Source organism: Mesorhizobium sp. B2-3-6, assembly GCF_006442305.1.
Classification (GTDB): domain Bacteria; phylum Pseudomonadota; class Alphaproteobacteria; order Rhizobiales; family Rhizobiaceae; genus Mesorhizobium.
In genome coordinates this window covers 52,096-75,085 of sequence record NZ_VFVW01000007.1, presented here as the reverse complement: position 1 = coordinate 75,085, position 22,990 = coordinate 52,096, and the positions used below count along the sequence as shown (strand labels likewise).

The 22,990-nt window shown below is 64.3% G+C and carries 20 protein-coding genes; 9 read left to right on the top strand and 11 right to left on the bottom strand.

What is annotated here, in order from left to right:
* Nucleotides 1–53 precede the first annotated feature (53 nt).
* The 5 genes from FJ953_RS20435 to FJ953_RS20415 all read right to left on the bottom strand — a co-directional run bounded on the left by FJ953_RS20435 (nucleotide 54) and on the right by FJ953_RS20415 (nucleotide 4,496).
* Nucleotides 54–938, bottom strand: a complete 885-nt coding sequence (locus FJ953_RS20435; RefSeq protein WP_140492974.1) for a F0F1 ATP synthase subunit gamma — start codon at nucleotides 936–938, stop codon at nucleotides 54–56.
* Between the two features lie 46 nt (nucleotides 939–984).
* Entirely contained in the window at nucleotides 985–2,514 is a 1,530-nt protein-coding gene (gene atpA, locus FJ953_RS20430; RefSeq protein ID WP_140492971.1) for a F0F1 ATP synthase subunit alpha, read from the bottom strand.
* Complete coding sequence (locus tag FJ953_RS20425) at nucleotides 2,514–3,074, bottom strand: F0F1 ATP synthase subunit delta (RefSeq protein ID WP_140492968.1); 561 nt, start codon at nucleotides 3,072–3,074, stop codon at nucleotides 2,514–2,516. The genes atpA and FJ953_RS20425 overlap by 1 nt, the downstream gene beginning before the upstream one ends.
* 235 nt (nucleotides 3,075–3,309) lie before the next feature.
* Nucleotides 3,310–3,705 carry a DUF4345 family protein gene (locus FJ953_RS20420; RefSeq protein WP_140518245.1) on the bottom strand — a complete coding sequence of 132 codons (396 nt, stop codon included), beginning with the start codon at nucleotides 3,703–3,705 and terminating at the stop codon, nucleotides 3,310–3,312.
* 95 nt (nucleotides 3,706–3,800) lie between these two features.
* Nucleotides 3,801–4,496, bottom strand: coding sequence for an aspartate/glutamate racemase family protein (locus FJ953_RS20415; protein WP_140624954.1), 696 nt, complete (start codon nucleotides 4,494–4,496; stop codon nucleotides 3,801–3,803).
* 62 nt (nucleotides 4,497–4,558) lie between these two features.
* On the opposite strand from FJ953_RS20415, the gene FJ953_RS20410 reads away from it, so the two are divergent.
* A complete protein-coding gene (locus FJ953_RS20410) occupies nucleotides 4,559–4,765 on the top strand; it encodes a type II toxin-antitoxin system prevent-host-death family antitoxin (protein ID WP_140492958.1) in 207 nt (68 codons plus the stop codon).
* Between the two features lie 6 nt (nucleotides 4,766–4,771).
* Here the strand turns inward: FJ953_RS20410 and FJ953_RS20405 are convergent, their stop codons facing one another.
* Complete coding sequence (locus FJ953_RS20405) at nucleotides 4,772–6,955, bottom strand: primosomal protein N' (protein ID WP_140554877.1); 2,184 nt, start codon at nucleotides 6,953–6,955, stop codon at nucleotides 4,772–4,774.
* Between the two features lie 90 nt (nucleotides 6,956–7,045).
* Here FJ953_RS20405 and fsa point away from each other — a divergent pair, with 90 nt between their 5' ends.
* Nucleotides 7,046–7,702, top strand: coding sequence for a fructose-6-phosphate aldolase (fsa, locus tag FJ953_RS20400; protein ID WP_140518241.1), 657 nt, complete (start codon nucleotides 7,046–7,048; stop codon nucleotides 7,700–7,702).
* Nucleotides 7,703–7,775: 73 nt separating this feature from the next.
* Here fsa and FJ953_RS20395 read toward each other — a convergent pair whose 3' ends face one another.
* The 3 genes from FJ953_RS20395 to leuS all read right to left on the bottom strand — a co-directional run bounded on the left by FJ953_RS20395 (nucleotide 7,776) and on the right by leuS (nucleotide 13,789).
* Nucleotides 7,776–10,337 carry a DNA translocase FtsK gene (locus tag FJ953_RS20395; RefSeq protein ID WP_140554876.1) on the bottom strand — a complete coding sequence of 854 codons (2,562 nt, stop codon included), beginning with the start codon at nucleotides 10,335–10,337 and terminating at the stop codon, nucleotides 7,776–7,778.
* A gap of 262 nt (nucleotides 10,338–10,599) precedes the next feature.
* Complete coding sequence (gene lptE, locus FJ953_RS20390; protein ID WP_140624953.1) at nucleotides 10,600–11,178, bottom strand: LPS assembly lipoprotein LptE; 579 nt, start codon at nucleotides 11,176–11,178, stop codon at nucleotides 10,600–10,602.
* A complete protein-coding gene (gene leuS, locus FJ953_RS20385) occupies nucleotides 11,165–13,789 on the bottom strand; it encodes a leucine--tRNA ligase (RefSeq protein WP_140624952.1) in 2,625 nt (874 codons plus the stop codon). The genes lptE and leuS overlap by 14 nt, the downstream gene beginning before the upstream one ends.
* A 153-nt stretch (nucleotides 13,790–13,942) precedes the next feature.
* On the opposite strand from leuS, the gene FJ953_RS20380 reads away from it, so the two are divergent.
* The 3 genes from FJ953_RS20380 to FJ953_RS20370 all read left to right on the top strand — a co-directional run bounded on the left by FJ953_RS20380 (nucleotide 13,943) and on the right by FJ953_RS20370 (nucleotide 16,127).
* Nucleotides 13,943–14,605 carry a YggS family pyridoxal phosphate-dependent enzyme gene (locus tag FJ953_RS20380; protein WP_140624951.1) on the top strand — a complete coding sequence of 221 codons (663 nt, stop codon included), beginning with the start codon at nucleotides 13,943–13,945 and terminating at the stop codon, nucleotides 14,603–14,605.
* A gap of 100 nt (nucleotides 14,606–14,705) precedes the next feature.
* Complete coding sequence (locus FJ953_RS20375; protein ID WP_140492937.1) at nucleotides 14,706–14,960, top strand: type II toxin-antitoxin system Phd/YefM family antitoxin; 255 nt, start codon at nucleotides 14,706–14,708, stop codon at nucleotides 14,958–14,960.
* A 117-nt stretch (nucleotides 14,961–15,077) separates the two neighbouring features.
* On the top strand, nucleotides 15,078–16,127 hold the full coding sequence (locus FJ953_RS20370; RefSeq protein ID WP_140624950.1) for an aldo/keto reductase: 1,050 nt from the start codon (nucleotides 15,078–15,080) through the stop codon (nucleotides 16,125–16,127).
* A 58-nt stretch (nucleotides 16,128–16,185) separates the two neighbouring features.
* Here the strand turns inward: FJ953_RS20370 and FJ953_RS20365 are convergent, their stop codons facing one another.
* On the bottom strand, nucleotides 16,186–17,091 hold the full coding sequence (locus FJ953_RS20365; RefSeq protein WP_140518234.1) for a LysR family transcriptional regulator: 906 nt from the start codon (nucleotides 17,089–17,091) through the stop codon (nucleotides 16,186–16,188).
* 124 nt (nucleotides 17,092–17,215) lie between these two features.
* Here FJ953_RS20365 and FJ953_RS20360 point away from each other — a divergent pair, with 124 nt between their 5' ends.
* Both FJ953_RS20360 and FJ953_RS20355 read left to right on the top strand, forming a co-directional pair.
* Nucleotides 17,216–18,382, top strand: a complete 1,167-nt coding sequence (locus FJ953_RS20360; RefSeq protein ID WP_140624949.1) for an MFS transporter — start codon at nucleotides 17,216–17,218, stop codon at nucleotides 18,380–18,382.
* Nucleotides 18,383–18,440: 58 nt separating this feature from the next.
* Nucleotides 18,441–19,475 carry an aldo/keto reductase gene (locus tag FJ953_RS20355; protein ID WP_140624948.1) on the top strand — a complete coding sequence of 345 codons (1,035 nt, stop codon included), beginning with the start codon at nucleotides 18,441–18,443 and terminating at the stop codon, nucleotides 19,473–19,475.
* Between the two features lie 232 nt (nucleotides 19,476–19,707).
* Here the strand turns inward: FJ953_RS20355 and FJ953_RS20350 are convergent, their stop codons facing one another.
* Nucleotides 19,708–19,980 (bottom strand): usg protein, encoded by a 273-nt coding sequence (locus FJ953_RS20350; RefSeq protein WP_140492921.1) that lies wholly within the window; start codon nucleotides 19,978–19,980, stop codon nucleotides 19,708–19,710.
* Nucleotides 19,981–20,284: 304 nt separating this feature from the next.
* On the opposite strand from FJ953_RS20350, the gene acs reads away from it, so the two are divergent.
* Together acs and FJ953_RS20340 are read left to right on the top strand one after the other, a co-directional pair.
* A complete protein-coding gene (gene acs / locus FJ953_RS20345; protein ID WP_140624947.1) occupies nucleotides 20,285–22,240 on the top strand; it encodes an acetate--CoA ligase in 1,956 nt (651 codons plus the stop codon).
* 8 nt (nucleotides 22,241–22,248) lie between these two features.
* Entirely contained in the window at nucleotides 22,249–22,989 is a 741-nt protein-coding gene (locus tag FJ953_RS20340; protein ID WP_140624946.1) for an MOSC domain-containing protein, read from the top strand.
* Nucleotide 22,990 lies beyond the last annotated feature (1 nt).

Here is a 22,990-nt window from a genome sequence, read left to right as displayed (position 1 = left end):
TCCTTTGTTTCTCGCGCGGTCGGATCGAGGTCGTTGACCCCGGGAAACCGCGCCTAGAGCGCCTCGGCGCCCGAAATGATTTCGATCAGTTCCTTGGTGATCTGCGCCTGGCGCTGGCGGTTGTAGGTGATCGACAGCTTGTTGATCATCTCGCCGGCGTTGCGCGTGGCGTTGTCCATCGCACTCATCTTGGCGCCCATTTCGCCAGCCGCGTTTTCGAGCAGCGCGCGGAAAATCTGCACCGCGATGTTGCGCGGAATGAGCTCGGACAGGATTTCACCCGGCTCGGGTTCGTATTCGTAGACGGCGCTGGCGCCGTCAGCAGCCTCGGCCGGAGCGGACGAAGCAGCGGCCGGAATGATCTGCTGCGCGGTCGGAACCTGGCTGATCACCGACTTGAACTGCGAATAGAACAGCGTGCAGATGTCGAAGCCGCCCTCGTTGAACAGGTGGATGACCTTGCGGGCGATCGTGTCGGCATTGACGAAGCCGAGCGTCTTGACCTCGCGCAGGTCGATCCGGTCGAGGATCATCGACGCATAGTCGCGGCGCAGGATATCGAAACCCTTCTTGCCGACGCAGATGATCTTGACCTGCTTGCCGTCGGCCAGGAGCCTGCGGATGTGGTCGCGGGCAAGACGGGCGATCTGAGAATTGAAGCCGCCGCACAGGCCGCGCTCGGCCGTGCAGACAACGAGCAGGTGCACGTCGTCCTTTCCGGTGCCGGTCATCAGCGCCGGGGCATCGCCACCGCCGCCGATCGCCTGGGTGATGTTGGCCAGCACGGAACCCATGCGCTCCGAATAGGGGCGCGCCGCTTCCGCGGCCTCCTGTGCACGGCGCAGCTTCGCCGCGGCGACCATCTGCATCGCCTTGGTGATCTTCTGCGTCGCCTTGACCGAGGCGATACGGTTACGAAGGTCTTTTAATGAAGGCATGCTTCAAACCTGATCCCGTCTTGTCTCATCCGGACTGGCGCTTCGCTCAGGCGAAGGTCTTGGCGAAAGCGTCGATCTCGGCCTTCAGCTTGCCGCGCAGATCGTCCGACAGCGCCTTTTCCTTGCGGATGGCGTCGAGGACGTCCTTGCCGGCCGAACGCATGTGGCTGAGCAGACCATGCTCGAACTTGCCGACCTGGTTGACCGGCAGCTTGTCGAGATAGCCGTTGACGCCGGCGAAGATCACCGCGACCTGCTCTTCCGTCTTCAGCGGCGAGAACTGCGGCTGCTTCAGGAGCTCGGTCAGGCGCGAACCGCGGTTGAGCAGGCGCTGCGTGGCGGCATCGAGATCCGAGCCGAACTGCGCGAAGGCCGCCATTTCGCGGTACTGCGCGAGCTCGCCCTTGATCGAGCCGGCGACCTGCTTCATCGCCTTGATCTGCGCCGAGGAGCCGACGCGCGACACCGACAGGCCGACATTGACGGCTGGACGGATGCCCTGGAAGAACAGGTTGGTTTCGAGGAAGATCTGGCCGTCGGTGATCGAGATCACGTTGGTCGGGATATAGGCCGACACGTCGTTGGCCTGGGTTTCGATGACCGGCAGCGCCGTCAGCGAACCGTTGCCCATGTCGTCATTGAGCTTGGCGGCGCGCTCGAGCAGGCGCGAGTGCAGGTAGAAGACGTCGCCCGGATAGGCTTCGCGGCCCGGCGGGCGGCGCAAGAGCAGCGACATCTGGCGATAGGCGACGGCCTGCTTCGACAGATCGTCGTAGCTGATCAGCGCATGCATGCCGTTGTCGCGGAAATACTCGCCCATGGTGCAGCCGGCGAACGGCGCCAGGAACTGCATCGGCGCCGGATCGGAAGCGGTGGCGGCGACGATGATCGAATATTCGAGCGCGCCGCGCTCTTCCAGCACCTTGACGAACTGCGCCACGGTCGAGCGCTTCTGGCCGACGGCGACGTAGACGCAGTAGAGCTTTTCCTTCTCGGGGCCGTTGTCGTGCACCGACTTCTGGTTGAGCATCGTGTCGAGGATGATGGCGGTCTTGCCGGTCTGGCGATCGCCGATGACCAGCTCGCGCTGGCCGCGGCCGACCGGGATCAGCGCGTCGATGGCCTTGAGGCCCGTCGACATCGGCTCATGCACCGACTTGCGCGGAATGATGCCGGGCGCCTTGACGTCGACGCGCTTGCGTTCGGTCGCCTTGATCGGGCCCTTGCCGTCGATCGGGTTGCCGAGCGCGTCGACGACGCGGCCGAGCAGGCCGGGACCGACCGGAACGTCGACGATCGCGCCGGTGCGCTTGACGGTGTCGCCTTCCTTGATGTCGCGGTCGGCGCCGAAAATGACGACGCCGACATTGTCGGCTTCGAGATTGAGCGCCATGCCGCGGATGCCGCCGGGGAATTCGACCATCTCGCCGGCCTGGACATTGTCGAGGCCGTAGACGCGGGCGATACCGTCACCGACGGACAGCACCTGTCCAACTTCGGAGACCTCGGCCTCCTTGCCGAAATTCTTGATCTGGTCTTTCAGAATTGCGGAAATTTCCGCGGCGCGGATGTCCATCAGCCGACCTCTTTCAGTGCAAGCTTGAGCGAATTGAGTTTGGTTTTGAGCGACGTATCGATCTGGCGCGAGCCCATCCTGACCACCAGCCCGCCGAGCAGCGACGGATCGACGGTGACGGAGATGGAAACGTCCTTGCCGGCAACGCTCTTCAGCGCCGCCTTGAGTTCAGTCTGCTGGGCAGCGCTCAATTGGTGAGCCGACGTTACCTCGGCGGTCGTCTCGCCACGATGTTCGGCGGCGATCTGGCGGAATGCCCTGATCATGCCGGGCACGGCGAACAGCCGGCGGTTCTTGGCGACGACGCGCAGGAAATTGCCGGTCAGGCCGGTGATCCCGGCCTTGTCGGCGATCGCCGCGATGGCCTTGGCCTGGTCCTCGCTGGAGAACACCGGGCTGTTGATCAGCCGGGTCAAGTCGGCGCTGCCCGCGAGCATCGCCTCGAAACTGTTGAGGTCGGCTTCGACCTTGGCGACGGAATTCGCCTGCGATGCCAGTTCGAACAGCGAACCCGCATAGCGTTCTGCGACACCTGAGATTGGCGATGACGATTGGGCCACGGACCGTCTTTTCTCTTGTCTGACAGGCCGCAGATTGTTGGCGCGAGCGAAAACTCTGGCTAAATCTTTGACCTTACTGCATTTTTTCAAGCACGGAGGCGCGGCTTCCGCTATCCCCGGCCGAAAGTCGATTGCCGTCTAGCACAGGCCTTTTAAGACCGCAATGCGTCGTTCCGCATGGTTTTCAGGCACTATTGTCGCATCCGGGGACGAAGTCCCTGGATTGCCTGCGGATTCAGGGCAGGAAGCCGAAGGCAAAGGCAAGCGGCAACGCCGCCAGCGCCAGTTCCACGACGATGGAAACCCAGTTGAAGGGCGTGTTGGCGCCATCCGACATCATCGACAGCAACCGGCCGAAGGCGGTGAACAGCCAGGAGAAGCCGAGCGCCATGTAGATCAGCGGCTGCGCCAGCAGGATGCAGCACAGGCCGACGCCGAGATAGAAGCCCGACATGCGGCCGCGCCCTTCGGCGATCGCCGCCGCCTTCTCCGGCTTGACCTGCAAGCGCAGAATGCGGAAGGCAAGCCCCGGCGCCAGGAAAAGCACCAGGCCGAGCAGCACTGTGACGACGGCGCTCGACCAGGCCAGCCATTCGCCCTGGCTCACCGGCCATGGAAACGCAAAATCCATAGTGTCCCCTCGTAAATGCCGCTCTGAAATCGCGGGCATTCTAGCGGAGGAAAAGCCGCGCGCCAGATGGCGGCCAGCACTTTAGGCCAAACGCATCAGGAGAGCGCGAAGGCGACCGCCGCTTCAGCATGGATGCGCGTCGTGTCGAAGACCGGAATGTCGAAATCCTGCTGGCCGATCAACATCGTGATTTCGGTGCAGCCCATGATCACGCAGTCGACATTTTCATCGCGCCGCAGGCGGTTGATCTCGGCGATATAGGCGGTTTTCGATGGCTCGGTGACGATGCCCTGGCAGAGCTCGTCATAGATGATGCGATGGACCATGTCGCGTCCTGCCTGGTCCGGCACGATCGGCTGCAATCCATATGTGTCGGCAAGCCGGCGCTTGTAGAAATCCTGCTCCATGGTGAACCGCGTTGCCAGCAGCGCCGGGCGCCGCATGCCGGCCGCCTTGACCGCGGCTGCGGTGGCGTCGGCGATGTGGGTCAGCGGGATCGATACCGAGGCCTGCACCTGGTCGGCGAGCTTGTGCATGGTGTTGGCACACAAAAGCAGGCCTTCCGCGCCAGCTGACTCGAGCTTGCGCGCGGCATCGACCAGAAGCGCGCCGGCGCCGTCCCAGTCCCCGTGATGCTGCAGCTCGGCGATCTCGGCGAAGTCGAAGGACCACAGCAGCAATTTCGCCGAATGCAGCCCGCCGAGACGCTGCCTCACGAGATCGTTGAGCAGGCGATAATAGATCGCCGTCGATTCCCAGCTCATGCCGCCCAGAAGGCCAAGGGTTTTCAAAACGGTTTCCTTTCCTTGCAGCGACTTATGATACAGTCCAAGGCGATGTTGAGGGCTACTCGATGAAAACAAAATCCAGCAGCAAAGCACGCAGCGAACTGTGCGCCGTGGTCGCTGAAGCCAGCAAAGGCAGCCCGACAACAATCACCAAGCGGGGACGCCCCGTGGCCATAGTGATATCGATCGAGGACGCCCGTCGACTCTATCCTGAAGAGTTTAGGCAACGTCCCGAACTGAAGGACACGACCAGCAATCCGCGCGAACGCTGAGCGACCTTACAAAAAGCTCTGCGGATCGATGTCGACCTGCACCCGGACCGAGCCGCGCTGCTTCGGCCCGTTGGCGAGCATGGTCCGGATAAACCTTTGCATGTCGGCGCGGCGCTCGCCCTGGATCAGCAGGCGGAAACGGTGACGGCCGCCGAGCAACGACAGCGGCGCTTCGGCCGGCCCGAGCACGAACAGGTCGGATGCCTCGGGCGCGGCACGGCGCAGGGCGCGGGCATGGCCCTCGGCTTCCGCCCGCGTCACCGCGCTGACGATGACGCCGGCGAGCCGGCCGAAGGGTGGCAGAGCCGCCCGCTCGCGCTCGGAAATCTCGCGCTCGTAGAACGCATCGGCATCGCCGGAGACGATCGCCCGCATCACCGGATGGTCGGGCTGGAAGGTCTGCAGCAGGCCGAGACTCTTCTTGCCGGTGCGCCCGGCGCGGCCGGTCACCTGGCTGAGCAGCTGGAAGGTGCGTTCGGCGGCGCGCGGATCGCCATTGGCAAGGCCGAGATCGGCATCGACGACACCAACCAAGGTCATGTTCGGGAAATTGTGGCCCTTGGCGACGAGTTGCGTGCCGATGACGATATCGGCCTCGCCATTGGCGATGGCTTCCAGCTCCAGCCGCAGCCGCCGCACGCCGCCCATCAGATCCGACGACAAAACGATGGTGCGCGCATCCGGGAAATGTGTGACGACTTCCTCGGCGATGCGCTCGACGCCCGGCCCGCAGGCGACCAGATGATCGAGCGTGCCGCATTCCGGACAGGCTTCCGGACGGCACTCATTGTGCCCGCAATGGTGGCAGACGAGCTGGCCGCGAAAGCGGTGCTCGACCAGCCAGGCCGAGCAGACCGGGCAACCGAAGCGGTGACCGCAGACGCGGCACAGCGTCAGCGGCGCATAGCCGCGCCGGTTGAGGAACAAAAGCGATTGTTCCTTCCTCTCCAGCGTCCGTCGCATATGGTCGAGCAGCACCGGCGACAGGAAGCCGCCGCGCGCCGGCGGCGCGCGCCGCATGTCGATCGCTTTCAGGTCGGGAAGTGCCGCCTCGGCGAAGCGGGCGGACAGCACCGCCCTGGCGTAGCGGCCCTGGCTGGCATTGACGCGGCTCTCGACCGATGGCGTCGCCGATGCCAGCACCACGGGGAAGCCACCTATATGGCCGCGCACGACAGCCATGTCGCGGGCATTGTAGAAGACGCGGTCTTCCTGCTTGTAGGCGGGGTCGTGCTCCTCGTCGACGACGATCAGGCCAAGCTCCTTGAACGGCAGGAACAGCGCCGAGCGTGCGCCGGCCACGACCCGCACGCCGCCTTCCGCCACCTGCCGCCAGACGCGTTCGCGCATCCTCGGCGGCAGGTCGGAGTGCCATTCGGCGGGCTTGGCGCCAAAACGCTGCTGGAACCGTTCGAGGAAAGCGTGGGTCAATGCGATTTCGGGCAGCAGGATCAGCACCTGCTTGCCCCGGTCGAGTGCCGCCGCCACCGCCTCGAAATAAACCTCCGTCTTGCCCGAACCAGTGACGCCGTCGAGCAGTGCGACGTTGAAGCCGCTGCCCGCGACATTGGCGCGCAGCAGCCGCGCGGCTTCGTTCTGGTCGGGCATCAATTCCGGCGCGGCGTAGGCTGGGTCGGGCTCCGCCACCACGGGCCGCGGCGGGATCATCACCGTTTCGAACACGCCTTGCGCCTTCAGCCCTTCGATTACCGTCGACGACACGCCGGCCGCATGGGCAAGGCCGGATCGCGTCCAGGCCAGTCCGCCTTCGGCCGTCTCCAGCACGCGGGCCCGCGCATCCGTCATCCGGTCCGGAACGGCCGCGGTTCGCTGCAATCCCTCGATCCACGGTTCCGGATCGAAGGCCTCCGGCGCCCTCAGCAGCATGCGCGCCACCATGCCCGGCGCCGACAGCGTATACTGCGCCACCCAGTCGACGAAACGGCGCATCGCCCGATCGATCGGCGGACAGTCGAAGACCTGTTCGATCGGGCGCAGCTTTTTCGCGTCGACCGTCTCGACCGCGCCGTCCCACACGATGCCGGCGACCTGGCGGGGGCCGAGCGGCACGCGCACGATCGAGCCCGGCACCACCCGCATGCCGGCGGGCACGGCATAGGTGTAGGGGCGTTCGGCCGGCATCGGCACCAGCACCGGTGCGGCTGCGACAAAGGGCGAATCTTCGATCATGAGGCGTGACCTTGCCCCGACTTTGCTCTAGATCAAAGGGCAACGCTGAACGTGCCTTCCCAAGCACGAGGAAATCGTCAGGAGACCGCCATGAAATTTTTTGCCGACACCGCCGACATCAAGGAAATCCGCGAACTGATTGATCTGGGGCTGCTCGACGGCGTCACCACCAACCCGTCGCTGATTCTCAAATCGGGCGGCAAGATCTCCGAGGTCACCAAGCAAATCTGCGACATCGTCGAAGGTCCGGTTTCGGCCGAGGTCGTAGCCACCGAATACAAGCAGATGATGGCGGAGGCCGAGGTGCTGGCCAAGATCGCGCCGAATGTCGCCATCAAGGTGCCGTTGACGCTGGATGGATTGAAGGCCTGCAAGACGATCCGCACCCAGATGAACCGCATGGTCAATGTCACGCTCTGCTTCTCGGCCAACCAGGCGCTGCTCGCCGCCAAGGCAGGCGCCTCCTTCATCTCGCCCTTCGTCGGCCGCATCGACGATACCGGCTCCGACGGCATGGAAGTGATCCAGGAGATCCGTCAGATCTACGACAATTACGATTTCCAGACCGAGATCCTGACCGCTTCCGTGCGCACCGTGAACCACGTCAAGCAGGCGGCGCTCATCGGCGCCGATATCGTCACCGCGCCGCCCGCGACACTGAAGGCGCTGGTCAATCACCCGCTGACTGACAAGGGTCTTGCCGCCTTCCTCGCCGACTGGGCCAAGACCGGCCAGAAAATCGGCTGAGCGAGCTTATATCCGACACGAAAAAAGGCCGGGCAACCGGCCTTTTTCATGCGCTGCGGATCAAGAGGCCCGGTCAATCCGTGCCGTCATCCTCAACTGCGGTTACCGGCGGGCGCCGGCCCATGATGATCTCGCGCTTGCCGACATGGTTTGGTGCACCGACCAAACCCTCCTTCTCCATGCGCTCGACCAGGGACGCGGCGCGGTTGTAGCCGATGCCGAGGCGGCGCTGAATGTAGGACGTCGAACACTTCTTGTCGCGCAACACCACCTTGACCGCCTCGTCATAGCTGGTATCGCCGTCCTCCGACGCAACGGCGCCCTTGTCGAAGACCGCGCCCTCATCGCCTTCGTCTTCCTCTTCATCCTCGTCGGCCGTCACGGTTTCCAGGTATTCGGGGCGACCCTGCGCCTTCAGATGCGCCACGACATGCTCGACCTCCACGTCGGAGACGAAGGGGCCGTGCACGCGGGCGATGCGCCCGCCGCCCATCATATGCAGCATGTCGCCCTGACCCAGCAGCTGCTCGGCGCCCTGCTCGCCAAGGATGGTGCGGCTGTCGATCTTGGAAGTGACCTGGAAGGAAATCCGGGTCGGAAAATTGGCCTTGATCGTGCCCGTGATGACATCGACCGAGGGGCGCTGCGTCGCCATGATCAGGTGAATGCCGGCCGCGCGCGCCATCTGCGCCAGGCGCTGGATGGCGCCTTCGATCTCCTTGCCGGCGACCATCATCAGGTCGGCCATCTCGTCGACGATGACGACGATGTAAGGCATTGGCGCGAGGTCGATTTCCTGCTGCTCGAAGAGCGGCTCGCCGGTGCCTTTTTCGAAGCCCGCCTGCACGGTCATGACGACCGTCTCGCCGCTTTCGCGGGCTTGGGCGGCGCGTTGATTGTAGCCGTCGATATTGCGCACGCCGAGCCTCGCCATCTTGCGATAGCGGTCCTCCATCTCGCGCACCGCCCATTTGAGCGCGGTAACGGCCTTTTTTGGATCGGTGACGACCGGGGTCAGAAGATGCGGGATGCCGTCATAGACGGAGAGTTCGAGCATCTTGGGATCGACCATGATCAGCCGGCATTCCTCCGGCTTCAGCCGGTAGAGCAGCGACAGGATCATCGTGTTGATGGCAACCGACTTGCCGGAACCGGTGGTGCCGGCAACGAGCAAGTGGGGCATCTTTGCCAGTTCGGCGATGACAGGCTCACCGCCGATCGTCTTGCCGAGGCAGAGCGCCAGCTTGCAGCCGGTCTTGCGGAAGCCCTCCGATTCGATCAGCTCGCGGAAATAGACGGTTTCGCGCGCCTCGTTCGGAAGCTCGATGCCGATGACGTTGCGGCCCGGCACGACGGCGACGCGCGCCGAGATCGCCGACATGGAGCGGGCGATGTCGTCGGCGAGACCGATGACGCGGGAGGATTTGACGCCCGGCGCCGGCTCGAATTCATAGAGAGTGACGACCGGACCGGGGCGAACATGGATGATCTCGCCGCGCACGCCGAAATCCTCGAGCACGCTTTCCAGAAGATCGGCATTCTGCTCGAGCCGCTCCTGCGACATGTAGAAGCCTTGTCCCTCCGGCGGCTGCTGCAACAATTCTTCTGAGGGGAGTTCGTACGTCTCGCCCGTCGCGGTCGGCACGATCCTGCCGACCAGTGGCGCTCGCGACGATGCGCGCGCAGCCGGAGCCGGTACGGCTTGCTCCAAACTTTGCGTGACCAGTGCCGGAACGGCATTGCTTGCGACGGCGGGAATTGCGGCCGGAGCCCGGGCTTGCTGCGGCACGCGGTTCGCCGCCGGCTGAACCGCGGCCTGGTTGGAGTTGGCCGGACGGACATCCGGCACGGCGGACGGAGCTGGCGACCCGGGAAGGCATTCGATGACACGGAACAACGCGGTCGGATCGGCCGTTGGCGCGGGGCGGTTGTCGATCCGCTCGGTGACCACAGGCGCGGTCGTGCGTGCAACCGAAACGGCCCGAGGCGCGGGTGACGGGCCTTCGACCAAATAGGGCGCCATGACCTCGAAAAAGACGTGATCCGACAGATAGGGCCAGCGCACATTTTCGCGCGCCGTCGTCTTGACCGGGGCTGTCGCTGCTTGGGCGGACGCTGCCGGTGCGGACGCCCGCGCCGCCGCAGTCATCCTGTGGCCCGCAGGCGTAGCGGCGGCCCGCGCCTTTTCGCCGGCATGCCCTGACGGAACGGGGGCCGGGGCCGGTTGCACCACCGCTCTGTTGCCGACGGGCGGCCTGGCGGCGCCCGAAGAAAGGTTTCGGCTTGGTATCGGCGCCGATGAAGACGTCCCAGCCGCGGTGGATTGGCCAGGTGCCTGCGGTGCTGGTGATTCGCTTTGCTCGACGGCAATCGCCTCGTCCCGCGGACGGCGCGTGCTGGCTTCATAGTCCGGCGTGCGCGTAAACCGCACATTGGGCGCCAGGAAGAAATAGTCTTGCCAGGCAGGGCTTTCGTTGCCGCCGAGATCGACAGGGGATGGGGAAGGGCCGGCTCCTGCTGCTCTTGCCCGCTGGCTGTCCGCCTTGTTGTCCACACCCGTGAAACGCTTCACCCCGGGGTCATCGGGCGACGCTGCCTTCAATGAACTGACCCGAGGAAAACGCTTGGATTCCATGCTCAAGACTCACGCTGAAATGTCTGCTGAGCAATAGAGAGCGAGTGGTTAACAGTTGCTTCCCGTCGGCCCCCCAAGAGCGGCGAAGCGTGACTTTCACAGCGGTGTCGGACGATCGGACCCGTGCGGCCGATCGTCATCCCACGATCGTCAACACACCCGCGTGCTTCGGCTAAAGGCGAACGGAGAACCGGCTCCGGAGCCGTGGCAAAGGCGGCCTTCAGGCACCAGATTGTTATGCCACCTGAAACGGAGAGCGGCGCTAACCGGCCGTCTTGCCGTGCCGTGCGAGATCCTGGGCGATGGACAGTTGCAGCGCGTTGGCAAGCTCGCGCGCGGCGCGGTTCTCGGCATCGATCTGTGCCCGGTACGCGGCGAATTCCTGGCGCGGCCTGTCGAAAGACGAAGTGATCGCCCGCCTGCCGGTCGCGATCACCGCGCCGGTTTTGGCATCGGTCAGCGTGTAGCCGGCGGTCAGCGTCACCGAACCCGCGGTCGGCTCGTCCTGGTCGGTTCCGACCTGCACGAGCGCCGAGGATTCAACGGCTTCGGTCACGCCGAGATCGAGCGAGTAGGCCGGCGAGGCCGGTTCGCCGGCGCCGCGCCCAAATCCGAAGATCAAATTGTTGCGCACCTGCTGGCCGTAACGCGTCCTGACCGGTTTGATGGCGATCGACGCCAGTTCGGCATTGGCGCTCGAGCCGGTCGACAGCGGCGCGCTCGAGTAGAGCGGCCGCACCTGGCAGGCCGAAACGAGCGCAAGCGAGCCGACAAGGCCGGCAAGCGCGGCACGGCGCAGCAAACGGCTCAGCTCTGTCTTTTCCCGATCAGGCAACGACATTGACGATCCTCTGCGGCACGATGATCACCTTGCGCGGAGCCTTGCCTTCGAGCGCCTTCTGCACGAAGTCGAGAGCGAGCACGGCTTTTTCGACCGCACCTTGGTCCGCGTCGCGGGCAATTGTCAAATCCCCGCGCTTCTTGCCGTTGACCTGGACCGGGTAGGTGACCTCATTGTCGACGACCAGCGCCGGGTCGAAGATCGGCCACGGCCGTTCTGCGACCAGATCGGCACCGCCGAGCGCCTCCCAGCATTCCTCGGCCAGATGCGGCATGATCGGCGCGATCAGGTGCACGAGCACCTCCACGGCCTCCCGGCAGGCGCCTTTGAGCGCGGTATCGGCCTTGCCTTCGGCCACCTCATTGAGCGGCGTGGTCAGCACGTTGGCGAGTTCGTAGATGCGGGCGATGGCGCGGTTGAATGCGAGTTTCTCGATGTCTTCGCCGACCGCTTTCAGGATCTTGTGCGTGGCCTTGGAAACCGCCCCGGCTTCACCGCCACCGCCCGCTATGGGTGCGATGCCGGCCAGCGATTCGGCCGCGGTCGAGACCAGGCGCCAGATGCGCTGCATGAAGCGATGCGCGCCGGCGGCGCCATCGTCGGTCCATTCGACGTCGCGTTCGGGCGGCGAATCCGACAGCATGAACCAGCGCGCGGTGTCGGCGCCGTAGCCGTCGGTGATGTCTTCCGGGCTGACCGTGTTCTTCTTCGACTTCGACATCTTTTCCAGGGAGCCGATCTCCGCCGTCTCGCCCGTGGCGATCTCGACGGCGCGGCGCTTGCCGTCGACGTCCTCCAGCCGCACCTCGGTCGGCGCCAGCCAGCGCCCGTTCGATGCCGATCCCACGCGATAGGTCTCGTGCACCACCATGCCTTGCGTGAACAGGCCCTTGAACGGCTCGGCCAGGTCGAGATGGCCGGTCTCGCGCATGGCCCGGGTGAAGAAGCGCGAATAGAGCAGATGCAGGATCGCGTGCTCGATGCCGCCGATATACTGGTCGACGGCCAGCCACTCGTTCGCCGCCTTCGGGTCGGTCGGCTCATTCGCCCAGGGCGCGGTGAAGCGGGCGAAATACCAGGACGAATCGACGAACGTGTCCATCGTGTCGGTTTCGCGCCGCGCATCCTTGCCGCATTGCGGGCATTTGACATGCCGCCAGGTCGGGTGGCGGTCCAGCGGGTTGCCTGGGCGGTCGAACTCGACATCGTCGGGCAGCTTCACCGGCAGGTCTGCCTTCGGCACCGGCACCACGCCGCAATCCTCGCAATGGATCATCGGGATCGGACAGCCCCAGTAGCGCTGGCGCGAAATGCCCCAGTCGCGCAGGCGGAAGTTGACCTTGCGCTCGGCCATCGGCCGGTTGCCGATCGTCTTCTGCTCCAGCAGCTTCGCCACCTCGTCGAACGCCCGCTCTGGCTTCATGCCATCGAGGAAGCGCGAATTGATCATCACGCCGTCGTCGACATAGGCTTCGTCGATGACCTGGAAGGTCTTGGGATCAGCACCTTCCGGCATCACCACCGGGATCACCGGCAGGCCGTATTTGTTGGCGAAATCGAGGTCGCGCTGGTCGCCGGACGGGCAGCCGAAGATGGCGCCGGTGCCGTAGTCCATCAGCACGAAATTGGCGACGTAGACCGGCAGCGTCCAGTTCTCGTCGAACGGATGCACGACGCGGATGCCGGTGTCGAAGCCCTTCTTCTCGGCCGTCTCCAGCGCCGCCACCGAAGTGCCCATATGGCGGACTTCGTCAATAAAGCTCGCCAGCGCCGGATTGGTCTCGGCGGCCTTCCGGGCCAGCGGATGGTCGGCGGCGACCGCCATGAAGGAGGCGCCGAAGATGGTGTCGGGCCTCGTCGTATAAACTTCCAGCTCCTGCTCGCCGGCGACGGGAGCCGCCAGCGGCCAGCGGATCAGCAGGCCTTCCGAACGGCCGATCCAATTGTGCTGCATCAGCTTGACCTTCTCGGGCCATTCGTCGAGGCGATCGAGCGAATCCAGGAGATCCTGCGCAAAGTCGGTTATCCTGAAGAACCATTGCGTCAGCTCGCGCTGTTCGACCAGCGCGCCCGAGCGCCAGCCGCGCCCGTCGATGACCTGCTCGTTGGCGAGCACCGTCATGTCCTCCGGATCCCAATTGACCTTCGAGGATTTGCGCGTCACCAGGCCCTTCTCGACAAAGTCGAGGAACAGCATCTGCTGGCGGTGGTAGTAGTCGACATCGCAAGTCGCGAATTCGCGCGCCCAGTCCAGCGACAGGCCCATGACCTTGAGCTGTTCGCGCATGGTGGCGATGTTCTGGTAGGTCCATTCCTTGGGATGGACCTTGTTCTGCATCGCCGCGTTCTCGGCCGGCATGCCGAAGGCGTCCCAGCCCATCGGATGCAGCACGTTGAAACCCTTGGCCCGCTTGTAGCGCGCCACCACATCGCCCATCGTATAGTTGCGCGTATGCCCGATATGGATGCGTCCCGATGGATAGGGGAACATCTCCAGCACGTAGTATTTCGGGCGCGGATCATCGTTGTGCGCCTCGAACAGCTTCCTGTCGGCCCAGGCCTTCTGCCATTTGGGCTCTGACGCGCGCGGATTGTATCGTTCGGTTGCCATGGGACGTTTTTCACTTAAAAAGCATGCGGACTGCGGGCGACAGCTCGGCAGTCCATTGGATGTGGTCCGGGTGTTCACCATGGTTTGGCAAACCCGTCAACCATATGGGTATCGCGTCTGGAAAAAACGCGGTCAAAACAGCGGGATTTGGACATGGGCGACGCCGTTCAGCAGGTTTTAGCGGTCAAGGCGAAGATCGCCGCCGCCGAGCGCGAAGCCCGGCGCGACGCTGGCGCGGTGACGCTGGTCGCCGTTTCCAAGACCTTTGACGCCGCCGACATCAGGCCCGTCATCGAGGCCGGCCAGCGCGTCTTCGGCGAGAACCGGGTGCAGGAAGCGCAGGGCAAGTGGCCGGCGCTGAAAGAGGCTTTCCCCGATGTCGAACTGCATCTGATCGGACCGCTGCAATCGAACAAAGCCAGGGAAGCCGTGGCGCTGTTCGACGTCATCGAGACGGTCGATCGTGAGAAGATTTCCGCCGAACTCGCCAAGGAGATCGCCCGGCAAGGCCGGGCACCGAAACTCTACGTCCAGGTCAACACCGGCTCCGAGCCGCAGAAGGCCGGCATCGAGCCGCGCGAGGCCGTGACCTTCGTCGCCCGCTGCCGCGATGTCCACGGCCTCGCCATCGAAGGCCTGATGTGCATTCCGCCGGCGGACGAGAACCCTGGCCCGCATTTCGCCCTGCTGCAAAAATTGGCGCGGGAGGCAGGCGTCGCCAAACTGTCGATGGGCATGTCCGGCGATTACGAGACGGCCATCGCCTTCGGCGCCACCAGTGTCAGGGTCGGTTCGGCGATCTTCGGCAGTCGATAAAGCCGTCCGCCCTGGGTTGGCCCTGTCGTCTGTGAGTTCTAAGCCCATGATACACAGACGGACTGAACACATCTTGCGAGTTAAGCGAGGAGTAGTCTTCTTGAGCTGGCAGCTGCGGGACGCAAGAAACAACCTCTCGAAGCTGGTAAGACAGTCGCGCGAAAAAGGGCCGCAAACCATTACGGTGCGAGGGCAGCCATCTGCCGTGGTGCTAGCGGTTGAGGACTACGAACGGTGGGTTGGCGCAAAGCCCTCCCTTGCGCAATATCTTCTCTCCGTCCTCGTCTGGGATGACGAATTTGTCGAGGAGGTCAATCGCCGCCCGAACACAATGATCCGAGCGGTCCATCTCTGACAAGTTTCTGTCACCGGCAAGATGGTCCAGTTCTACCGGCTGATTACGCCAGTGCTGGAAACGAAACGTACCGTTCCTATTTGATCTGTGTCATCACAAATCTCTGGAGCTTTCGCCATGCATTACAACCAGCTTGGAAATACGGGGATGTTCGTCTCCGAACTCTGCCTCGGCACCATGACCTTCGGTGCAGCCGGCCAGAATGCCCAATGGGGCCTGATCGCCAGTCTCGACCAGAAAGGCGTCAACGAGATCGTCGGCCGCTCGCTCGCCGCCGGGGTCAATTTCTTCGACACGGCCGATGTCTATTCCTTCGGCGAATCCGAGCGCCTGCTCGGCCAGTCGCTCAGGGATCTCGGCGTTGACAGGTCGAGCGTGGTCGTCGCCACCAAGGTTCACGGCGCCATGGGCGAAGGCCCGAACCAGCGCGGCTCCTCGCGCGGCCACATCATGGACTCGGTCGATGCCAGCCTGGAACGGCTGCAGCTCGATCATATCGATCTCTATCAGTTGCACGGAACCGACGCGGTGACGCCGATCGATGAGACGCTCAGGGCACTGGACGATCTCGTCGCCAGCGGCAAGGTCCGCTATGTCGGCGTATCCAACTGGCAGGCCTGGCGCATCGCCAAGGCGCTTGGCATAGCCGACCGCAAGGGCTTTGCCCGCTTCGAGACCATCCAGTCCTATTACTCGATCGCCGGTCGTGATCTCGAGCGCGAGATCGTGCCGCTGATCAACGAGGAGAAGCTCGGTCTTATGGTCTGGTCGCCGATGGCCGGCGGACTGCTGTCCGGCAAATACGGCCCTGGTGCGCCCGGCAATGGCGAGGGCCGCCGCGCCTCCTTCAACTTCCCACCGGTCAACGAGGACCGCGCCTGGGCGGCGGTCGCGGTCATGCGCGAGATCGCCAAAAAGCATGACGTCAGCGTCGCTACCGTGGCACTAGGCTATGTCCTGGCCAAGCCCTTCGTGATGAGCGTGATCATCGGCGCCAGCCGCATGGATCAGCTCGAACAGAACCTTGCCGCCACGAACCTCAAACTTGATACCGATGATCTCGCCAGACTGGACGAGGTGAGCGCGCTGCCGGCCGAATATCCCGGCTGGATGCTGGAGCGGCAGGCCGTCGGCCGGCGTCCGGCGCCGTTCGTGCCGAAGGCCTGATCGTTTTTCGAGCCTGCTTCGAAGCCGCGTGCCTTAGGTACGCGGCTTCTCAGTTAGTCTAGAGGCGAACGGCCTCTGAGAGAAAATCGAGAAAGGCCCGCACCCGCGCAGGCAGATGCTTGCCCTGGCCGACATAGACGGCATGGGTGGCCTCCTCGTCGCCCGGGTTGAATTCCTCCAGCAACGGGACGAATGCCCCCGCGTCCATGTCCGGCTGGACATGCCAGCGCGCCAGCCGAGCGATTCCGCCTCCCGCCAGCGCCATCCGCCGCATCGCCTCGCCGTCGGTCAGCGTTGCGTTTCCGACAACCGGGACGATGACCGGCGCACCTGCCGCATCGACAAAAGGCCAGCCGTCTATATGCCGCGCAAAGCCGAAGGCCAGCATATTGTGACGCCCGAGATCGGCCAGCGTGCGCGGCGTCCCACGCGCTTCGACATAGGAGGGTGCCGCGACCAGCACCATCCGGCTCTGCCCCAGTTTGCGCGCTACCAGCCGTGACTCGCGCAAGGGTCCAGCGCGTATCGCCACATCGGCGCGCTCCTCCAGAAGGTCGATCACGCTGTCTGTCAGCACGGCGTCGACGGAAATCTCGGGATAACGCTCCAGAAACCGAGGCAGCAGCGACATCAGCCGGTGGTGGCCGAACGGCACGTAGCTGTTGACCCTCAACCGGCCGCGCGGCGCCGCCCCGGCGGCCGCCTCGCGCTCGGCCGCGTCCATGTCGGCGAGGATGCGCATGCCGCTGTCGTAGAAAGCAGTGCCTTCCGGCGTCAGTTGCAGCTTGCGCGTCGAGCGGGTGACCAGCCGCGCGCCGAGCCTGGCCTCCAGCCGCGCGATCAATTTGCTCACCGCGGACGGGGTCATGCGCAAGGCACGTGCCGCCGCCGAAAAGCTGCCCGCCTCGACGACGCGCACAAACACTTCGATCTCGCCGGAACGATTGATGTCGGATCTCGCCATCTGTGAATCTATTTCACAGAAAGTATGCCTGGAGCAAGTCTGGTTCACATCGCATGGCCACACGATCTTCCCGGTCGGGGCGCGGCCTGGACAGGGCGCCCGTCACCGCCGAAGTGGAAACATCATGCCTCTCGCTCTCTATGCTCTCGCCGCCGGCGCCTTCGGCATCGGCGTCACCGAATTCGTCATCATGGGCCTGCTCATCGACGTCAGCAAAGATCTCGGCGTCTCGATCTCGGCCGCCGGCCAACTGATTTCCGGCTATGCGCTGGGCGTCGTCATCGGAGCACCTCTGCTGACGATCGCCACCGGCAACTGGCCGCGCAAGACGGTGCTTCTGGCGCTGATGGCGATCTTCACCATTGGCAATCTGGCCTGTGCGCTGGCGCCTGATTATTGGACGTTGATGGGCGCGCGCGTCATCACCGCCTTTGCCCATGGCACCTTCTTCGGCGTCGGCTCGGTGGTCGCCACCGGATTGGTCGCGCCCAACAAGAAGGCGTCGGCGATCGCGCTCATGTTCACCGGCCTGACCATCGCCAACATTCTCGGCGTTCCCTTCGGCACCTGGCTCGGCCAGGCTTTCGGCTGGCGCGCCACCTTCTGGGCGGTGACCGCGGTCGGTCTCGCGGCCTTTGCCGTCATCCTGGCATTGGTGCCGCGCAATCGGACAGCTCCCGAGAAGAGCGACCTGCGCGCCGATCTCGCCGTGCTGCGCCGCACGCCCGTCCTGCTCGGCTTCGCCATCACCGTGCTCGGCTATGCCGGCGTCTTCGCCGTCTTCACCTACATCGCCCCGTTGCTGACAGAGATCAGCGGCTTCCAGGAAGCGGCCGTTTCGCCGATCCTGCTCGTCTTCGGCGGCGGCCTCATCGCCGGCAATATCGCCGACCGCTGGCTGGTGCCGGCGGTGCTCGGCAGCCTCGTGGTGCTCGCCCTGGTTCTGGCGACCATGAGCTTTGCTATCCACAGCCAGGTGTTGGCCGTGATCTATGTCGGCCTGCTGGGCGCCGCCGCCTTCGCCACCGTGGCGCCTTTGCAGATGTGGGTGCTGGAAAAGGCCCAAGGTGCTGGCCAGAGCCTCGCCTCGTCCTTCAACATCGCCGCCTTCAACCTCGGCAACGCCGCCGGCGCCTGGCTCGGCGGCGCGGTCATTGCCCAAGGTCTTGGCCTGGGTTCGCTCACCTGGGTCGCCGCGCTGCTGCCGGTCGCGGCACTCGCCGTGGCGGGACTGGCCCTGCGTCTCGATCGCGGCACCGCGCTCGGCGCGCCTGTCTGCGTCCGGTCGTGAAGCTCGCCGGCAAAGCCGGATCGATTCGACTTCTTTCAAAATCACAAGGAGTAAGAAAATGGACTATCGAAATCTTGGCGCATCGGGCCTGAAAGTGCCGGTGCTCTCGTTCGGAGCGGGAACCTTCGGCGGTTCCGGCCCGCTGTTCGGCGCATGGGGCAACAGCGACGCCAGGGAAGCGCGGCGGCTGGTCGACATCTGCCTCGAGGCCGGCGTCAATCTGTTCGACACCGCCGATGTCTATTCGAACGGCGCCTCGGAAGAGGTGCTCGGCGAGGCGATCAAGGGCCGGCGCGATGCCGTGCTGATCTCGACCAAGACCTCGCTGCCGATGGGCGACGGGCCGGCCGACTATGGTTCCTCGCGTTCGCGGCTGATCAAGGCCGTCGACGCCGCGCTGAAGCGGCTCGGCACCGATTACATCGACCTGTTGCAGTTGCATGCCTTCGATGCCGGCACGCCGATCGAGGAGGTGCTGTCGACGCTGGACGGCCTCGTGCGCGCCGGCAAATTGCGCTATGTCGGCGTCTCCAATTTCTCCGGCTGGCAGGTGATGAAGTCGCTCGGGCTGGCCGACAGGCACGGCTATCCGCGCTATGTCGCGCATCAGGTCTACTATTCGCTGGTCGGCCGCGACTATGAATGGGAGTTGATGCCGCTCGGCCTCGACCAGGGCGTCGGCGCGCTGGTCTGGAGTCCGCTCGGCTGGGGCCGCCTGACCGGCAAGATCCGTCGCGGCCAGCCCGTGCCGGAAAAGAGCCGGCTGCACGACACCGCGAGCTTCGGACCGCCGGTCGAGGACGAGCATCTCTACCGGGTCATGGAGGCCCTCGATGCGGTGGCGCAGGAGACCGGCAGGACCGTGCCGCAGATCGCCATCAACTGGCTGTTGCAGCGCCCGACCGTGTCGTCCGTCATCATCGGCGCCCGCAACGAGGAGCAGTTGCGCCAGAACCTCGGCGCCGTCGGCTGGACGTTGACGCCGGAGCAGATCGGGAAGCTCGATGCGGCAAGCGAGGTCACCGCGCCCTACCCTTATTTTCCCTACCGCCGCCAGGAGGGCTTTGCCCGGCTGAGCCCGCCGGCGGTTTGAGCGTGTCCGACCGCTAGAGCCGAAGGTTAGCGGGGCAGCGCCCGCCTCTGTCCTGCCGGACATCTCCCCCACGGGGGGAGATTGGATGTCACCTCGGCTTTCGCCAATTTCCAACGTGAAGGGATGGCGCTGTTAGCAAAGCTGCCGATCTCCCCCCTCGTGGGGGAGATGTCCGGCAGGACAGAGGCGGGCGCCGTAGAGTGCCGACCTTACGGCCTCGAAGCAGCGGCCCCTAATGCAGCACGAATTCGCCGTCGACCTTGCGCCACTCGTTGGGCGCGATGAGCTTCTGGTGCGTGTAGCTGACCGAATGCAGCGGCCCCTCGAGCTTGGTCTTCCAGAACTCGATGAAGCGGATCAGCACCGGAAACTTCGGCGCGATGTCGTAGTCCTGCCATATGAAGCTCTGCAACAGATGCGGATGGTCTGGGAAATGATAAAGGATATTGGCCGTAGTCAGGCCATAGCCCCGCAGCATCAGGTCCATTTCAAGCTGGTCGCGCATTTTTGCTCCCCGGGTTGATTCTCCTTCCTCCCAACAATGGATTGTGTGCGCGGTTGCTTAACCGTCTATTGATTTTTTCTTGATCGAAACCGGCTTTAGCACGCGAAAACATGAAGTTAGCAGCGGTCCGGTGCAAGTGCTGACAGCAGCCGCGGACCCATGTGCGGCATCCCGCCGCGCAAACCCAACGTCTAATGTTGCCGTCATCGCGGAACTGTTAATAATGCGCGCGAATTCGCGGCCGCGTCGCCGCGATCCCGCTGGCGGTTCAAGCCGGCGTTAGTTTCGGGAGGAAAAGCAGGAAATGTCCGAGGTTCATGTCCACCGCGTTCAGCCGGCCTGGAAGAAGAATGCGCTGATCGACAACGACACCTATCTCAAATGGTACGCCGACAGCGTGAAGAATCCGGACAGGTTCTGGGGCAAGCACGGCAAGCGCATCGACTGGTTCAAACCCTTCTCCAAGGTCAGCAACGCCTCCTTCGACGGCAAGGTCTCAATCAAATGGTTCGAGGACGGCCAGACCAACGTCTCCTACAACTGCATCGACCGCCACCTGAAGAAGCGCGGCAACCAGACCGCCATCATCTGGGAAGGCGACAACCCCTACGACGACCGCAAGATCACCTACAATGAGCTCTATGCGCATGTCTGCCGCTTCGCCAACGTGCTGAAGAAGCACGGCGTCAAGAAGGGCGACCGCGTCACCCTCTATATGCCCATGATCCCGGAAGCGGCCTATGCGATGCTCGCCTGCACGCGTATCGGCGCCATCCACTCGGTCGTCTTCGGCGGCTTTTCGCCCGACGCGCTCGCCGGCCGCATCGACGATTGCAAGTCAACCATCGTCATCACCGCTGACGAGGGCCTGCGCGGCGGCAAGCCGATCCCGTTGAAGGAGAACACCGACAAGGCAATCGAGATCGCGGCAAAAGCCGGTACCAGGGTCGAAAAGGTAGTGGTGGTCCGCCGCACCGGCGGCAAGATCGGCTGGGCGCCGGGCCGCGACGTCTGGTACCACGAAGAGGCCGCGACCGTTAAGGCTGAGTGCAAGCCGGAGAAGATGAAGGCGGAGGATCCGCTGTTCATCCTCTATACATCGGGTTCGACCGGCAAGCCGAAAGGCGTGCTGCACACCACGGCGGGTTATCTCGTCTACGTCTCGATGACGCACCAATATGTCTTCGACTATCATGATGGCGACATCTACTGGTGCACCGCCGATGTCGGCTGGGTCACCGGCCACAGCTACATCGTCTACGGGCCGCTCGCCAACGGCGCCACCACGCTGATGTTCGAGGGCGTGCCCAACTACCCCTCGCAGTCGCGCTTCTGGGAAGTCATCGATAAGCACCAGGTCAACATCTTCTACACCGCGCCGACGGCGCTGCGCGCCCTGATGGGCGCCGGCGACAATCATGTGAAAAAGGCGTCGCGCAAATCGCTGCGCGTGCTGGGCTCGGTCGGCGAACCGATCAATCCGGAGGCATGGGAGTGGTATTTCAACGTCGTCGGCAACGCCAAGGTGCCGATCGTCGACACCTGGTGGCAGACCGAGACCGGCGGCATCATGATCACGCCGCTGCCGGGCGCCACCGACCTCAAGGCCGGCTCGGCCACGCGGCCCTTCTTCGGTGTCAAGCCGCAACTGGTCGACGGCGAGGGCCAGGTGCTTGAAGGAGCCGCCGACGGCAATCTGTGCATCACCGAGTCCTGGCCCGGCCAGATGCGCACCGTCTATGGCGATCACGACCGCTTCGTGCAGACCTATTTTTCGACCTACAAGGGCAAGTACTTCACCGGCGACGGCTGCCGCCGCGATGCCGACGGCTATTACTGGATCACCGGCCGCGTCGACGACGTCATCAACGTCTCCGGCCACCGCATGGGCACGGCCGAGGTCGAATCCGCATTGGTCAGCCACGACAAGGTTTCGGAAGCCGCCGTCGTCGGTTATCCCCACGACATCAAAGGCCAGGGCATCTACTGCTACGTCACGCTGATGGCCGGCGAGACGCCGAGCGAGGACTTGCGCAAGGAGCTCCTCGCCCATGTCCGCAAGGAGATCGGCGCCATTGCCACGCCCGACAAGATCCAGTTCGCACCCGGCCTGCCCAAGACCCGCTCGGGCAAGATCATGCGGCGCATCCTGCGCAAGATTGCCGAGGACGATTTCGGCGCCCTTGGCGATACCTCGACGCTCGCCGATCCGGCCGTCGTCGACGACCTCGTCGCCAACCGCCAGAACAAGAAAGGCTGACACCGGCCATGGCCGCGATAGGCAGCGTTGCCGAACTCTGGCGCTATCCGGCGAGTTCGCTCGCCGGCGAACGCCTGGAGACGATCGCGGTCGGCACCGAGAGCATCGAGGGCGACCGCATGTTCGGCCTGGTCGATGCCTCCGACAATGAGATCGCCCGTCCCGATCGCGAGCCGAAGTGGCACAAGGTGCCGCGCATCCGCACCCGGCTGACTGGCGACCGCAGGCTCGAGATCGCGATTCCCGGCGCAGATTGGCTGGCGGCGCCCGGCGCCGAAAGCGACCGTGCCGTTTCCGACTATCTAGGCTTTCCGGCCTCGATCCGTCCGTTCGGCCTGGAGAACGCCCCGCCGGCCTATGCCGGCCCGTTGACCGAGGCGCGCTACCGCAAGGCGCCGATCCATCTGTTGACCACCGCCTCCCTGGCGCGCCTGAAGGCGCTGCATCCGCAAGGCACTCCCGACCCGCGCCGCTTTCGTCCCAACATCGTCATCGACATGGCGTCGGTCGAAGGCACTTTCCCCGAAACCGAATGGATCGGCAGGAAGCTCGCCGTCGGCGACCTGCTGTTGACCATTTCCGAGCCGTGCCGCCGCTGCGGCTTCACCATCATCGCCCAGGACGGTTTCGACGACGACCCGGCGATCCTGCGCAATCTGGTGCGTCATAACGCGCACAATCTCGGCGTCTACTGCACCGTCGACCGCGCGGCCAGCGTCAAGGTCGGCGACGGGATGCGATTCGCCTGAA